This window comes from Mycobacterium sp. 852002-30065_SCH5024008 (assembly GCF_001665645.1).
Classification (GTDB): domain Bacteria; phylum Actinomycetota; class Actinomycetes; order Mycobacteriales; family Mycobacteriaceae; genus Mycobacterium; species Mycobacterium paraffinicum.
The window spans coordinates 1-13566 of record NZ_LZSZ01000108.1 but is presented as its reverse complement, the minus strand read 5'-3'; the positions used below and the strand labels follow the sequence as shown (position 1 = coordinate 13566).

15 protein-coding genes and 1 pseudogene are annotated in these 13566 nt (G+C 68.3%); 8 read left to right on the top strand and 8 right to left on the bottom strand.

Annotation, left to right across the window (positions count from 1 at the left end):
* The first annotated feature begins 124 nt into the window (after window positions 1–124).
* Complete coding sequence (locus A5781_RS15205) at window positions 125–448, top strand: hypothetical protein (protein WP_231990720.1); 324 nt, start codon at window positions 125–127, stop codon at window positions 446–448.
* Here A5781_RS15205 and A5781_RS15200 read toward each other — a convergent pair.
* Window positions 445–1791 (bottom strand): aspartate aminotransferase family protein, encoded by a 1347-nt coding sequence (locus tag A5781_RS15200; RefSeq protein ID WP_067207565.1) that lies wholly within the window; start codon window positions 1789–1791, stop codon window positions 445–447. The genes A5781_RS15205 and A5781_RS15200 overlap by 4 nt on opposite strands.
* 35 nt (window positions 1792–1826) lie before the next feature.
* On the opposite strand from A5781_RS15200, the gene A5781_RS15195 reads away from it, so the two are divergent.
* Window positions 1827–2729, top strand: a complete 903-nt coding sequence (locus tag A5781_RS15195) for a sigma-70 family RNA polymerase sigma factor (RefSeq protein ID WP_067207562.1) — start codon at window positions 1827–1829, stop codon at window positions 2727–2729.
* Here A5781_RS15195 and A5781_RS15190 read toward each other — a convergent pair.
* Window positions 2701–3333, bottom strand: a pseudogene (locus A5781_RS15190) (carboxymuconolactone decarboxylase family protein); the annotation flags it as partial. The gene A5781_RS15195 and the pseudogene A5781_RS15190 overlap by 29 nt on opposite strands.
* 63 nt (window positions 3334–3396) lie before the next feature.
* On the opposite strand from A5781_RS15190, the gene A5781_RS15185 reads away from it, so the two are divergent.
* Window positions 3397–4497, top strand: a complete 1101-nt coding sequence (locus A5781_RS15185; RefSeq protein WP_231990719.1) for a diguanylate cyclase — start codon at window positions 3397–3399, stop codon at window positions 4495–4497.
* Window positions 4498–4508: 11 nt separating this feature from the next.
* On the opposite strand, the gene A5781_RS15180 is transcribed toward A5781_RS15185, so the two are convergent.
* The 4 genes from A5781_RS15180 to sdhC are packed head-to-tail and all read right to left on the bottom strand — an operon-like array spanning window position 4509 to window position 7866.
* The gene (locus A5781_RS15180; protein ID WP_067207550.1) at window positions 4509–5303 is read right to left on the bottom strand and encodes a succinate dehydrogenase iron-sulfur subunit; all 795 of its coding nucleotides are present in this window, start codon (window positions 5301–5303) and stop codon (window positions 4509–4511) included.
* Window positions 5303–7057, bottom strand: a complete 1755-nt coding sequence (gene sdhA / locus A5781_RS15175; RefSeq protein ID WP_067207547.1) for a succinate dehydrogenase flavoprotein subunit — start codon at window positions 7055–7057, stop codon at window positions 5303–5305. The genes A5781_RS15180 and sdhA overlap by 1 nt, the downstream gene beginning before the upstream one ends.
* Before the next feature lie 3 nt (window positions 7058–7060).
* Window positions 7061–7531, bottom strand: a complete 471-nt coding sequence (locus A5781_RS15170) for a succinate dehydrogenase hydrophobic membrane anchor subunit (RefSeq protein ID WP_066945393.1) — start codon at window positions 7529–7531, stop codon at window positions 7061–7063.
* Window positions 7528–7866 (bottom strand): succinate dehydrogenase, cytochrome b556 subunit, encoded by a 339-nt coding sequence (sdhC, locus tag A5781_RS15165; RefSeq protein WP_067207544.1) that lies wholly within the window; start codon window positions 7864–7866, stop codon window positions 7528–7530. The genes A5781_RS15170 and sdhC overlap by 4 nt, the downstream gene beginning before the upstream one ends.
* Before the next feature lie 244 nt (window positions 7867–8110).
* On the opposite strand from sdhC, the gene A5781_RS15160 reads away from it, so the two are divergent.
* Genes A5781_RS15160 through A5781_RS15150 form a run of 3 tightly spaced genes read left to right on the top strand, consistent with a single transcriptional unit; the run spans window position 8111 to window position 10880 of the window.
* Entirely contained in the window at window positions 8111–8509 is a 399-nt protein-coding gene (locus A5781_RS15160; RefSeq protein ID WP_067207541.1) for a cytidine deaminase, read from the top strand.
* Window positions 8506–9792: a thymidine phosphorylase gene (locus A5781_RS15155; RefSeq protein ID WP_067207537.1), complete on the top strand. Its 1287-nt coding sequence runs from the start codon at window positions 8506–8508 to the stop codon at window positions 9790–9792. Before A5781_RS15160 ends, A5781_RS15155 begins: the two co-directional genes overlap by 4 nt.
* Complete coding sequence (locus tag A5781_RS15150; protein ID WP_067207532.1) at window positions 9789–10880, top strand: adenosine deaminase; 1092 nt, start codon at window positions 9789–9791, stop codon at window positions 10878–10880. The genes A5781_RS15155 and A5781_RS15150 overlap by 4 nt, the downstream gene beginning before the upstream one ends.
* Before the next feature lie 42 nt (window positions 10881–10922).
* On the opposite strand, the gene A5781_RS15145 is transcribed toward A5781_RS15150, so the two are convergent.
* Together A5781_RS15145 and A5781_RS15140 are read right to left on the bottom strand one after the other, a co-directional pair.
* Window positions 10923–11207: a GlsB/YeaQ/YmgE family stress response membrane protein gene (locus A5781_RS15145; protein WP_066945373.1), complete on the bottom strand. Its 285-nt coding sequence runs from the start codon at window positions 11205–11207 to the stop codon at window positions 10923–10925.
* Between the two features lie 93 nt (window positions 11208–11300).
* Window positions 11301–11972, bottom strand: coding sequence for a GntR family transcriptional regulator (locus tag A5781_RS15140; RefSeq protein WP_067207528.1), 672 nt, complete (start codon window positions 11970–11972; stop codon window positions 11301–11303).
* A gap of 182 nt (window positions 11973–12154) precedes the next feature.
* Here A5781_RS15140 and A5781_RS15135 point away from each other — a divergent pair, with 182 nt between their 5' ends.
* Together A5781_RS15135 and A5781_RS15130 are read left to right on the top strand one after the other, a co-directional pair.
* Complete coding sequence (locus A5781_RS15135; RefSeq protein WP_067207525.1) at window positions 12155–13183, top strand: cupin; 1029 nt, start codon at window positions 12155–12157, stop codon at window positions 13181–13183.
* Window positions 13184–13231: 48 nt separating this feature from the next.
* On the top strand, window positions 13232–13566 hold a 335-nt coding region (locus A5781_RS15130; RefSeq protein WP_197503852.1), incomplete at its 3' end, for a BatA domain-containing protein.

Genomic DNA, 13566 nt, shown 5'->3' with positions numbered 1-13566 from the left:
TGCAGACTAGGCGATTGTGGGCCCGATTCGAGGGAGCCGCGCTGTGACTGGTGAGACGGAAGTTGCGAGAGCGCCGGACCGCGCGAGAACGCCGCCGAGCCACTACGCTGGGCATGCCGTCAGCGTGACAGCAACGAATCTCCCCGCCGAGACCCGAGGGCCCGCCATTCACACCGATCGTTTCTGGTCCCGGTTGCGGCGGAACCGCGACGCTCCGCGGTCGCTGCAACAGCTGATCAAGGAAGTCGAGAAGTCAACGCAGGTCCGCCGCTCCGGCCTGGAAGGTGTGCTTACCGAATTGCAGCAGCATCGTGACACCACGTCCGACGCCGGCCTGCGGGAGGCGCTCACCTGGCTGTGCAACTCGGTAACCCGGATGGTGACCAACCCGACGGCGGCGCATTCCCGGGAGGTTCTGGTTGCGGCCGACGCGGTGAAGCGCCGCTAAATCTTGTTGAACGCCTCCGCGAGCACGCCGCGCAATACCGATTCGATGGTGTCGAACTCGGCCTGACCGCTAATCAGCGGCGGCGCCACCTGGACGACGGGATCGCCGCGGTCGTCGGCGCGGCAATACAGGCCCGCTTCGAAGAGTGCCGGCGACACATAGCCGTGCAGCACCCGTTCGCACTCCTCCGTGCTGAACGTTTCCTTGGTCGCCTTGTCCTTGATCAGCTCGATGCCGTAGAAGTAGCCCTCGCCGCGCACGTCGCCGACGATCGGCAGGTCGTAGAGCCGCTCCAGGGTGGTCCGGAAGGCGGACGCGTGTTGCTTGACGCGGTCGTTGAGGCCCTCGCGCTCGAAGATGTCGAGGTTGGCCAGCCCCACGGCCGTCGAAACCGGGTGTCCGCCAAAGGTATAGCCGTGCGGAAATACGGTCGCCCCGTCGTTGAACGGCTCGAACAGTCTCTCGCTGGCGATCATCGCGCCCAGCGGCGAGTAGCCGGACGTCAGCCCCTTGGCGCAGGTGATCATGTCGGGCACGTAGCCGAAGTCTCCGATGTCTGATGAGCAGGCGAACATCGACCCGATGCGACCGAACGCGCAGATCACCTCGTCGGAGACCAGCAGCACGTCGTACTCATCGCAGATCTGCCGCACCCGTTCGAAATAGCCCGGGGGAGGGGGGATGGCGCCGCCCGCGTTCTGCACCGGTTCCAGGAACACCGCGGCGACCGTCGCCGGGCCCTCGAACTCGATCGCCTCGGCGATCCGGTCGGCGGCCCATTGCCCAAACGCCTTGGGGTCGTTGGCGAACGGGCCGGGCGCGCGATAGAAGTTTGTATTGGGCACCCGGAATCCGCCGGGCGTCACCGGTTCGAACGGCGCCTTGTACGAAGGGAGGCCCGTGATCGCGAGGGCGCCCTGGGTGGTGCCGTGGTAGGCGATCGACCGCGAAATCACCTTGTGCTTACCGGGTTTGCCGGTCAGCTTGAAGTACTGCTTGGCCAGCTTCCACGCGGTCTCGACGGCCTCGGTGCCGCCCGTGGTGAAGAACACCCGGTTCAGGTCGCCCGGAGCATAGCGCGCCAGGCGCTCGGCGAGCTCGACCGCGGTCGGGTGGGCGTAACCCCACAGCGGGAAGTATGCGAGCGTGCTCGCCTGCCGCGCGGCGACCTCGGCGAGTTCGGTGCGGCCGTGGCCGACCTGCACGGTGAACAGCCCGGACAGCGCATCGAGGTAGCTCTTGCCGCGGTCGTCGAAGATGGTCACGCCGTCGCCGCGGACGATGATCGGCGGCGCGATGCCGGAGCCGTGCCGGGCGAAGTGCAGCCACAAGTGTTCTGTCATGGTGTCTGCGAGACTAGCCGCGCTAGGCTCGCGATATGACCGAGACCGAACAGGTCTCATTATTCGAATCCTTGCGGCCGCACCTCATGGCGGTCGCCTACCGGCTCACCGGCACGGTGGCCGACGCCGAGGACATCGTCCAGGAAGCCTGGCTGCGCTTCGACGGGCAGGAAGCCACCATCACCGACCCGCGGGCATGGCTGACCACGGTGGTGAGCCGCCTGGGCCTGGACAAGCTGCGCTCGGCCGCGCACCGGCGCGAGACCTACACCGGCAACTGGCTGCCGGAGCCGGTGGTGACCGGGCTCGACCCCGCTGATCCGCTGGCCGCCGTGGTGGCCCGCGAAGACGCCCGGTTCGCGGCGATGGTGGTGCTCGAACGCCTCTCGCCCGACCAGCGGGTCGCCTTCGTGCTGCACGACGGGTTCGCGGTGCCCTTCGCCGAAGTGGCCGGCGTGCTGGGCACCAGCGAGGCCGGCGCCCGCCAGCTGGCGTCGCGGGCCCGCAAGGCGGTCGCGGCCGAACCGCCGCCGAAGCCCGACCCGTCGCACGACGAGGTCGTCGGCCGGCTGCTGGCCGCCATGGCCGCCGGCGACCTGGACACCGTGGTCTCGCTGCTGCACCCCGACGTCACCTTCACCGGCGATTCGAATGGCAAGGCGCCCACGGCCGTTCAGACTGTTCACGGCCCGGACAAGGTGGTCCGGTTCATGCTGGGCCTGGCGCAGCGCTACGGACCGGCGATGTTCACCTCGTATCAGCTGGGGCTGGTCAACGGCGAACTGGGCGTCTACACCGCCGGCTGCCCGGCGTCCGACGGCTACCGGGAGATGCTGCCGCGGATCACGGCGTTGACGGTGCGCGACGGAAAGGTCTGCGCGCTTTGGGATATCGCCAACCCGGACAAGTTCACCGGCTCTCCGCTGCGGTCTCGCTAGCCCAGGGCACGCGGCAGGCATCCCCGGAGTTGAAGCCCTGCTCGGTGATGCCCAGCGCGGTGTTCATCCGGGCCCGCATGTTCTCCACGCCGATCTGATAGGTCAGCTCGATCACGCCGGCATCGCCGAACCGGGCCCTCAGGTCGGCGACCTGCTCGTCGGTGACGGTGTGCGGATCGGTCGTCATCGCGTCGGCATAGCGGATCGCGGCGCGCTCGTCGTCGGTGAAAGCCGTTGAGGTGGCGTAATTGTCGATCTCTTTGAGCCGCTCGACGTCGAGGCCGTCCAGGCGCTGCAGCATCGACCCGAAGTCGACACACCAGGAGCAGCCGACGCTGCGCGCGGTCCACAACACCGCCAGCTCACGCACGCTGACCGGCAGCACCTTGGACGCGCGGTCGATCATCGTCTCGTGCACCGCGCCGGCGACCATCAGCTTGCGGTGGTGGGCGGCCACGGTGAACGGTTCGGGAACCTGGCCGTAGCGCCGCGCGGCGATCCGGTACATCGCGCGGGTCAGCAGCCCGGCGCGCTGGGGGGACAGGGGCTCGATGCGCGTTTTCTGTGTCATACCCCTGAGACGAGACGGGCCGCGAAAGTGTGACCGTCGGATTGTGCCTCGTCGACCGCCCGAGAGTCGTAGCATGCGGCTAGCCACTCGACATCGATGACCAGTGGTTGGCGATGGGGGTCGACGATGACCGCGCTGTTCAGCCCATGGTGGCGGGCCGATCAGTATGACTGGCTTTCCGGTTACCTCGCTTCGCGGCGCCTGAGCGGCGCCACCCGGGCCGTGATGGCGTTGATCGCCGCGTCGATGGTGCTGTGCCTTCTCGCTCTGCTCGCCGGCTCGGACGGTCCCCGCGGGCCGGTTCCGGTAACGATGATGTGGGCTGCCGTCGCCGGCGGTGCGGCGGGGGTGTTGCTGTGGGTATGGCGCTGGCCCACCCGCCGCCAGTCGGTCGTCTTCGCCATTACGTGCAACACCGCCGTCGCCCTGGCGTGCCTGGCGCACCCCAACCCGCTGGCCGCCCTGATCGGCTGCATCGCCTTCGCCACCTTCGGCGCCTACATGGCGTTCTTCCACACCACGGGCTTCGTGCTCTACAACTTCGCGGTCGCCGCCGCCGTCGGCTCCTGGGAGGCGTTGTCGCTGGCCCGAACCGGCCACCCCAGCCTGGCCGGGGTGGATCTGTGGCTGGTGATCGAGGTCAACATCGCCCTGCCGTTGGCGATCCGGGTCCTGGTGCGCGCCCTGTCGGGCGATCTGCTGACCGCGGACCGCGACCCGTTGACCGGCCTGCTCAACAGGCGCGCATTCCAGCACGAGGCGCTTGGGATGATCGTGGCGCGCCGGGGCATCGACTCCCACCTCGTGGTCATGCTCGTCGACCTCGACAATTTCAAAGCCCTCAACGACAGGTGTGGCCACGCCGCCGGCGACCACGCGCTGGTCCAAGTCGCCAAGGCGCTGTTGGCCGCCGCCGACAACCAGGCGGTGGTGGCGCGAAGCGGCGGTGAGGAGTTTCTGTTGGCCGGCACGTCCGCGGGCTGCAACGCCGAGTCCCTGGCCGCGCGGATGTGCCGGGCCATCGCGGCGTCGGCGGCGGGGGTCACCGCGAGCATCGGCACCGCCTGCGCCCGTCTGGACGACACCGCGGCCGAGCCGCACGCTCTCCTGGGCGAGTTGGTCACCGCCTCAGATACCGCGATGTACCAGGCTAAACGGTTGGGGGGCAACCGAAGTAGTCATCACGAACTCTGTTGAGCCGCGCGGGGTCAGCGGGTGAACATCAGCGCGCGCTTGACCTCTTGGATCGCCTTGGTGATCTGGATCCCGCGCGGGCAGCACTCGGTGCAGTTGAACGTGGTGCGGCACCGCCACACGCCGTCCACCTCGTTGAGGATGTCGAGACGCTCGGCGGCGGCCTCGTCGCGGCTGTCGAAGATGAAGCGGTGCGCGTTGACGATCGCCGCCGGGCCGTAGTAACTGCCCTCGTGCCAGAACACCGGGCAGCTGGTGGTGCAGGCCGCGCACAGGATGCACTTGGTGGTGTCGTCGTAGCGGGCGCGGTCGGTGGGGCTCTGAATGCGTTCCCGTGTCGGCGGATTCCCGCTGGTGACCAGGTACGGCTTGACCGCGCGGTAGGCGTCGAAGAACGGCTCCATGTTGACCACCAGGTCCTTCTCCACCGGCAGGCCACGGATGGGTTCCACCGTGATGGTCAGCTGCTTGCCCTTCTTCTCGGGCAACAGGTCGCGCATCAGCACCTTGCAGGCCAGCCGGTTCACGCCGTTGATGCGCATGGCGTCCGAGCCGCACACCCCGTGGGCGCAGGAGCGCCGGAAGGTCAGCGTGCCGTCCAGGTAGCTCTTGATGTAGATCAGCAGGTTGAGCAGCCGGTCGCTGGGCAGGCACGGCACCCGAAAGCTTTGCCAGCCACCGGTTTCCGCGAAGGAATCGGGATTGTCGGGGTTGAATCGCGCGATCTTCAACGTCACCATCACCGCCCCCTCGGGGATGGGCGGAAGTGGCGGCTCGACGCGGGGTTCGACAGACTCGCCTGCAGTCATCAGTACTTCCGTTCCTTCGGTTCGTAGCGGGTCTGCACGACGGGTTTGAAGTCCAGCGCGATGTCGCTCAGCAGGTCGGTGCCCTGCTTGTAGGCCATGGTGTGGCGCATGTAGTTGACGTCGTCGCGGTTCGGGTAGTCCTCCCGGGCATGCCCGCCCCGGGACTCCTTGCGGTTCAGCGCCCCCACCACGGTGACCTCGGCGAGCTCCAGCAGGAAGGCCAGCTCGATGGCCTCCAGCAGGTCGCTGTTGAAGCGCTTTCCCTTGTCGTGCACGGTGATTCGGGAATAGCGCTCCTTGAGCGCGTGGATGTCGGTCAGTGCCTGCTTCAGCGTCTCCTCGGTGCGGAACACGGCGGCGTTGTTGTCCATCGACTGCTGCAGTGCGCCGCGGATGTCGGCCACGCGTTCGTTGCCGTGCTCGTTCAGGATGTCGCCGACCCAGCCGACCACCATCGCCTCCGGGTTGGGCGGCATGTCGACGAAGTCGTGCCCGTCGGCGTAATCCGCGGCGGCGATGCCGGCGCGGCGGCCGAAGACGTTGATGTCCAGCAGCGAGTTGGTGCCCAGCCGGTTGGCCCCGTGCACCGACACGCACGCGCACTCGCCGGCCGCATACAGGCCCGGCACCGTAGAAGTGTTGTCCCGCAACACCTGTCCGGTGACGGTGGTGGGGATGCCGCCCATCACGTAGTGACACGTCGGGTAGACCGGGACCAGCTCGTGCACGGGGTCCACGCCCAGGTAGGTGCGGGCGAACTCGGTGATGTCGGGCAGCTTGGCCTCGAGCACGTCCTCGCCGAGGTGGCGGACGTCGATGTAGACGTAGTCCTTGTGCGGGCCGGCGCCGCGGCCCTCCAGTACCTCCAAAACCATCGAGCGGGCGACGATGTCGCGCGGCGCCAGGTCGACGATCGTCGGCGCGTAGCGCTCCATGAACCGCTCGCCCTCGCCGTTGAGCAGCCGGCCGCCCTCACCGCGCACGGCTTCGGAGATCAGGATCCCCAGCCCGGCCAGGCCGGTCGGGTGGAACTGGTGAAACTCCATGTCCTCCAACGGAAGTCCCTTGCGGAACACGATCCCGATGCCGTCACCGGTGAGCGTGTGTGCGTTGGAGGTGGTCTTGTACATCCGGCCCGACCCGCCGGTCGCGAGGACCACGGCCTTGGCGTGAAAGACGTGGATCTCGCCGGTGGCCAACTCGTAGGCCACCACGCCGGTGGCCACCGGGCCCCTCGGCGTCTCCGTCAAAACCAGGTCCAGCGCGTAGAACTCGTTGAAGAACTGCACGTCGTGCTTGACACAGTTCTGGTAGAGGGTCTGCAGGATCATGTGGCCGGTGCGGTCGGCTGCGTAACACGCCCGGCGCACCGGGGCCTTGCCGTGTTCGCGGGTGTGCCCACCGAACCGGCGCTGGTCGATGCGGCCCTCGGGGGTGCGGTTGAACGGCATCCCCATCTTCTCGAGGTCGAGCACCGCGTCGATGGCTTCCTTGCACATGATCTCCACCGCGTCCTGGTCGGCGAGGTAGTCGCCGCCCTTGACGGTGTCGAAGGTGTGCCATTCCCAGTTGTCGTCCTCGACATTGGCCAGCGCCGCGCACATCCCGCCCTGGGCGGCCCCGGTGTGGCTGCGGGTGGGGTAGAGCTTGGTCAGCACCGCGGTCCGCACGCGTGGGCCGGCTTCCACCGCCGCGCGCATGCCGGCGCCGCCGGCGCCGACGATCACCACGTCGTAGCGGTGTTGCTGGATCACCGGTCAGCCTCCGATATTCGGGTCGAACGTCACCAGCACATAGGTGCCCAGCACCAACGTGAAACCCATCGACAACAGCAGCAGGCTGTTGAGCCAGAAGCGGGTGCTGTCCTTGCGGCTGTAGTCGTCGATGATGGTGCGCAGGCCGTTGCCGCCGTGCAGCTGCGCCAGCCACAACAGCGCCAGATCCCAGAATTGCCAGAACGGCGAGGCCCAGCGCTGCGCCACGTAGTTGAAGTCGATGCGGTAAACGCCGTTATCCCACATCAGCATGATGAACAGGTGTCCGACGGCCAGGATGATCAGCGCGACTCCCGAGAACCGCATGAACAGCCACGCGAACTTCTCGAAGTTGGGGATGCCGGCCCGGCGGCGCGGCGAGCGCGGGTTGTCGAGGCTGGCCGGCCGGTCGTGGCTGCGCTGGTGCACCGGGGCGACCTGGCCCCGGCCCAGCTGCAGGTCGGGGGCGCTCATCGGAGGTGCTCCCAGATATGGATGCCGGTCACCACGCCGGCCGGAACCATGAGCAGCAGGAAGACGGCGCCGACGATCCAGAACATCAGCTTCTGGTAGCGGGTGCCCTCGGACCAGAAGTCGATGAGGATGACGCGGATGCCGTTCAGCCCGTGGAAGAGCACCGCGGCCACCAGCCCGTACTCCATCAGGCCGACGACCGGGGTCTGATAGTCGTGGATCACCGCGTTGTAGGTCTGCGGGCTGACCCGCAGCATCGCGGCGTCCAGCACGTGGACGAACAGGAAGAAGAAGATGGTCGCGCCGCTGATGCGATGCAACACCCACGACCACATGCCCGGGTCGCCCCGATACAGGGTCCGGGGTGGACGCCGCTTGCGCGAGGGCGCAGATTCTTTTGCCGGATCCGCGGTTGTCGCCTGTGTGGTCACCCAGTCCTCACCGCCTTCTGACATCAAGCCGGGCAGTTCAGCCTAACCCGGCCGGGGGACCGCCTGCGCCGCACAGTCCGCCAAGCGAAGTGACATGTCAGAGCTAGGCTGACCGTCTGACGTAGCAAGAGCTGAGCGAGGTTGCGATATGCCTGATGTCGATTGGAACATGTTGCGCCACAAGGCAATCAGTGCTGCCGCGGGGGCCTACGCGCCGTACTCCCGGTTCCCGGTGGGGGCGGCCGCGCTGGTGGACGACGGGCGCGTGGTCACCGGTTGCAATGTGGAAAACATCTCATATGGCCTTGGTCTCTGTGCCGAATGCGGTGTGGTGTGCGCCCTGTACGCGACCGGCGGCGGCCGGCTGATCGCGCTGGCCTGCGTCGACGGGCAGGGGTCCCCGCTGATGCCGTGCGGGCGATGCCGCCAGCTGCTGCTGGAGCACGGCGGCCCCGACCTGCTGGTCGACCATCCGGCCGGGCCGCGCCGCCTCGGCGAGCTCCTGCCCGACGCCTTCAGCGCCGACCTGCCGCGGGAACCCCGTTGACCGACTACGCATTCGACGCGCCGACGGTGATCCGAATCAAGCGCGACGGCGGCCGGCTGTCCGAGGCCGCCATCGAATGGGTCGTCGACGCCTACACCCACGGCCGGGTCGCCGAGGAGCAGATGTCGGCGCTGCTGATGGCGATCTTCCTGCGCGGCATGGACCGCGGCGAGACCGCCAGCTGGACCGCGGCGATGCTGGCGTCCGGCGAACGGCTCGACTTCCGCGACCTGGGTAAGCCCACTGTGGACAAGCACTCCACGGGCGGCGTGGGGGACAAGATCACCCTGCCCCTGGTGGCCGTCGTGGCCGCCTGCGGCGCCGCGGTGCCGCAGGCGTCGGGGCGGGGGCTCGGGCACACCGGCGGCACCCTGGACAAGCTCGAGTCCATCGCCGGGTTCACCGCCGCGCTGTCCAACCGGCGGGTGCGCGACCAACTCCGCGATGTGGGCGCAGCCATCTTCGCGGCCGGAGAGCTCGCGCCGGCCGACGCCAAGCTGTACGCCCTGCGCGACGTCACGGCCACCGTCGAGTCGCTGCCGCTGATCGCCAGCTCGGTGATGAGCAAGAAGCTGGCCGAGGGGACCGGCGCGCTGGTGCTCGACGTGAAGGTCGGTGCCGGGGCGCTGCTGCGCTCCGCGGACCGGTGCCGCGAGCTGGCCCACACCATGGTCGAGCTGGGTGCGGCGCACGGGGTGCCCACCCGCGCGCTGTTGACCGACATGAACGGCCCGCTGGGCGCGACCGTGGGCAACGCCCTCGAGGTCGCCGAGTCGCTGGATGTGCTGGCCGGCGGCGGCCCGCCCGACGTGGTCGAGCTGACGTTGCGGCTGGCCGCCGAGATGCTCGAGCTGGCCGGGGTCGACGGTCGCGACCCCGCCGAGACGCTGCGCGACGGCACCGCGATGGACCGGTTCCGCCGGCTCATCGCCGCCCAGGGCGGCGATTTGTCGGTTCCGTTGCCGATCGGTGCGCATTCCGACACCGTGACCGCCGCCCGGGGCGGCACAATGGGCGATATCGACGCGATGGCAGTGGGGCTGGCGGCTTGGCGGCTCGGTGCGGGCAGGTCCCGTCCGGGCGAACGGGTGCAGGCCGGCGCCGGCATCCGGATCCACCGCCGCCCCGGCGAACCGGTCGCGGCCGGCGCGCCGCTGTTCACCCTCTACACCGACACCCCGGAGCGCTTCGCCGCGGCGCTGGCCGAACTGAACGGCGGCTACAGCATCGGCGACACGCCACCGGTCTCGCGCCCGCTGATCATCGATCGGATCGTCAAGTGACCACACCCCTGGGACTCGAGCAGATCAAGAAGGCACCCAAGGCGCTGCTGCACGATCACCTCGACGGGGGGCTTCGCCCGTCCACGGTGGTCGAGATTGCCGGCCAGACCGGCTACGACGGGCTGCCCACCACCGACGTCGACGAGCTGGCCACCTGGTTTCGCACCCAGTCGCACAGCGGCTCGCTGGAGCGCTACCTGGAGCCGTTCTCGCACACCGTTGCGGTGATGCAGACGTCCGATGCTCTGCATCGCGTCGCCTACGAATGCGTGGAGGACCTGGCCGCCGACTCGGTCGTCTACGCCGAAATCCGATTCGCGCCCGAGCTGCACATCGACCGTGGGCTGTCCTTCGACGAGATCGTCGACGCCGTGTTGGCCGGCTTCGCCGACGGCGAGAAGGCCTGCGCCGCCGCGGGCCGGCCGATCGTGGTGCGGCTGCTGGTCACGGCCATGCGGCACGCCGCGGTGTCCCGGGAGATCGCCGCGCTGGCAATCCGGTTCCGGGACAAGGGAGTTGTCGGATTCGACATCGCCGGCGCCGAGGCCGGGAACCCCCCAACGCGGCACTTGGACGCCTTTGAGTACATGCGAGACCACAACGCGCGCTTCACCATTCACGCGGGGGAGGCGTTCGGCCTGCCGTCCATTCACGAGGCGATCGCCTTCTGCGGCGCCGACCGCTTGGGCCACGGGGTGCGCATCGTCGACGATATCGACGTCCTCGGTGACGGCCGGGTTCGGCTCGGCCGGCTGGCATCGATATTGCGGGACAAGCGAATTCCGTTGGAGCTGTGCCCGAGCTCCAACGTGCAGACCGGCGCGGTGAAAAGCATTGCGGACCACCCGTTCGACCTGTTGGCCCGCACCCGGTTCCGGGTGACCGTGAACACCGACAACCGGCTGATGAGCGATACCACGATGAGCCTCGAAATGTGCCGACTGGTCGAGGCTTTCGGTTACGGCTGGAGCGACCTCGAGCGGTTCACCATCAATGCGATGAAGTCGGCGTTCCTCCCGTTCGACGAGCGGCTGGCGATCATCGACGACGTGATCAAACCGCGTTACGCCGTGCTGATCGCAGGCTGACGCCGCTCGCCCGAAACACGGGCGAGCGGCGCAGCTTTGGGCTCAGCGGGTTAGGCGCGTGCCGGTGCGACGACCCGTCAGCGCCTCGTAGAGAGCGATGAGGACGATGGCGGCGCCGACGCCGATGAAGAACGGAACCCACGCGATGCCACCGTTGGCGTTGTGGTATCCGAACTGGCTGGCGACCGCCGAGCCGATCAAACCGCCTACGGCGCCGATCACGACGGTCATGATCATGCCGACGTTCTGCTTGCCCGGCATCACCAGGCGGGCGACCACACCGACGATCGCGCCCACGATGATGGCGAGGATGATGGATCCGACCATTTCAGCTCCTGTCGTAACGGCACCCGGGGTGGGCGCCATCTGCGAGAAGGATTTCCCCGAAAAGACGGACTTCTAACACAATTCGTGTGGAAGTCAGTTCAGGTCGGCCGCGAACCCGATCGCGCGCACCGTGCCGGCCAGGTGGATCTGCACCGCGCGCAGCGCCCGCTGGGCATCGCCGTCGCGCAGCGCCTCGGCGATATCGCGGTGCTCGTCGAGGATCGTCGTCACCCGGTCGGGGTCGCGAAGCGCCGATTCGCCGATCATCCTCATCTGCCGATCCCGCAGGGACCCATAGAAACCCGACAAGATGGCGTTCCCCGACTCGGCCAGCGTGACGGCGTGGAAGGCGCGGTCGGCGTCGAGAAACTCGGCCCAGTCGGTGCGGTCGACGGCGGCACCCTGCCGTTGCAACTCGCCCGACAGCCGCTCGAAAACCGCGGCGCACGCGGCGGGCCCGCGGCCCACCACCTTGGTGGCGGCGAACTGCTCGAGGAGCAGCCGTGCCTCCATCACCGAGCGGACCTCGTCGGGCGAAACGGGCACCACCAGGGCGCCGCGCTGCGGGTACAGGCGCAGCAACCCCTCGGCCTCCAGCCGCAGGAACGCCTCGCGCACCGGGGTGCGCGACATCCCCAGCGCGGTGGCCACGTCACCCTCGCTGATCAGCTCCCCGCCCGGGAACGCGCCGGTGAGGACTTGCGTCTTGACGTAATCCAGCGCGCGGTCCTTGGCCGTGCCCGGCCGCGGGTCACTCGTTGCCACGGCAGCCTTCCGGTAGCTAAGTCGTATCCCAGCGTGTGGTGACGGTACACCCGACGGCCTACCGGCCGGGCCGTACCGCGTCACACGCCGCCAACATTGACAAACTGGCAACTGAGATACAAGATAGATACGAGAAAAACATGAGACGCACCCCAGTCGCGAACAGTCCGAAGGAGACGCGAATGTCCGTCACCGAAACAGCCCTGACCCCAAACCTGGATCCGACGATTCCCGCGCCGATGATCAACGTGGCCGAGTACGGCTTCGAAGGTCGCTTCCAGGACTGGGCCTCCGACGCCGAGTATTTCGAGTACTCCAAGGCCGCCAACCCCATCGGCTCGGGACACGTCCCGCAGGTTCCGGTTACCCGGTTCGATGCGGATGTCTACACCGACCGGCCCACCGGGGTGATCCCGCTGGATCTGTCCAAGGAGCTGCAGATCGAGACCGGCGCGGCGACCAGCCCCGCGCTGCTGGCCAACTTCGTGCGAATCCGGCCGGGCGAGCAGGTCGACACCAGCCCCAACGCCACCTCGCAGCTGTACTACGTGCTCTACGGGCGCGGCTTCGCCGCGGTCAACGGCCACCTGGTCCAGTGGGAGAAGGGCGACTTCCTCACCCTCCCCGCGGGCACCCAGTCGGTCTTCTACGCCGCCGCCGATACGGCCATGTACTGGGTGCACGACGAGCCGCTGATGCGATACCTCGGCGCCGAAGCCACCCAGCCGCGGTTCCGGGCGACCAAGTTCCGCCGTTCGGATGCGGTGGCCAAGCTGGAGGAGATCGCGTCGCGCCCCGGCGCCAACGAGAAGAGCCGGGTCAGCGTGCTGCTGGCCAACGCCAACCAAGAACAGACGCTGACCATCACCCACGTCCTGTGGGCCATGTTGGGGGTGCTGCCCCCGAACCAGGTGCAGCGCCCGCACCGGCACCAGTCGGTCGCCCTCGACCTCATCCTCGATGCGCCGGCCAGCGGCTGCTACACGCTGCTGGGCACCCGCCTCGACGAGCACGGCGACATCGCCGACCCGACCCGGGTGGACTGGCGGGCCGGCTGCGCCTTCACCACCCCGCCGGGCATGTGGCACGCCCACTACAACGAGACCGACCAACCCGCACACCTGATCCCGATCCAGGACGCCGGGCTGCAGACCCACCTCCGCAGCCTCGACATCAAGTTCACGCAGCGCCGCGACCTCGTCGCCGGCTGACCCGGCGGGCCGTGCGCGGTCCACAGTTCGCGCATAGTGTGGCTGCACATGAAGTTGCCCCTGCTGGGCCCCGTCTCGGTCACCGGCTTCCAGAACGCGTGGTTCTTCCTGTTCCTGTTGCTCGTTCTGCTGGTCCTGGGCCTCTACGTCGTGCTGCAGTTCGCCCGCCGCCGGCGGGTGCTGCGGTTCGCGAACATGGAGGTGCTCGAGCGGGTCGCACCGGCGCACCCGAGCCGGTGGCGACACGTGCCGACCATCCTGCTGGCCGTGTCGCTGGTGCTGCTGACCACCGCGATGGCCGGGCCGACCTCCGACGTCCGGATCCCGCTGAACCGCGCGGTCGTCATGCTGGTCATCGACGTGTCGGAGTCCATGCGGGCAAC

Excerpts from the sequence above, each read along its gene's own strand:
- A5781_RS15200 (WP_067207565.1), bottom strand. The coding sequence starts at position 1,791 with ATGACAGAACACTTGTGGCTGCACTTCGCCCGGCACGGCTCCGGCATC.
- A5781_RS15195 (WP_067207562.1), top strand. The coding sequence starts at position 1,827 with ATGACCGAGACCGAACAGGTCTCATTATTCGAATCCTTGCGGCCGCAC.
- A5781_RS15185 (WP_231990719.1), top strand. The coding sequence starts at position 3,397 with ATGACCAGTGGTTGGCGATGGGGGTCGACGATGACCGCGCTGTTCAGC.
- A5781_RS15180 (WP_067207550.1), bottom strand. The coding sequence starts at position 5,303 with ATGACTGCAGGCGAGTCTGTCGAACCCCGCGTCGAGCCGCCACTTCCG.
- A5781_RS15170 (WP_066945393.1), bottom strand. The coding sequence starts at position 7,531 with ATGAGCGCCCCCGACCTGCAGCTGGGCCGGGGCCAGGTCGCCCCGGTG.
- sdhC (WP_067207544.1), bottom strand. The coding sequence starts at position 7,866 with ATGTGGTCGTGGGTGTTGCATCGCATCAGCGGCGCGACCATCTTCTTC.
- A5781_RS15160 (WP_067207541.1), top strand. The coding sequence starts at position 8,111 with ATGCCTGATGTCGATTGGAACATGTTGCGCCACAAGGCAATCAGTGCT.
- A5781_RS15145 (WP_066945373.1), bottom strand. The coding sequence starts at position 11,207 with ATGGTCGGATCCATCATCCTCGCCATCATCGTGGGCGCGATCGTCGGT.
- A5781_RS15135 (WP_067207525.1), top strand. The coding sequence starts at position 12,155 with ATGTCCGTCACCGAAACAGCCCTGACCCCAAACCTGGATCCGACGATT.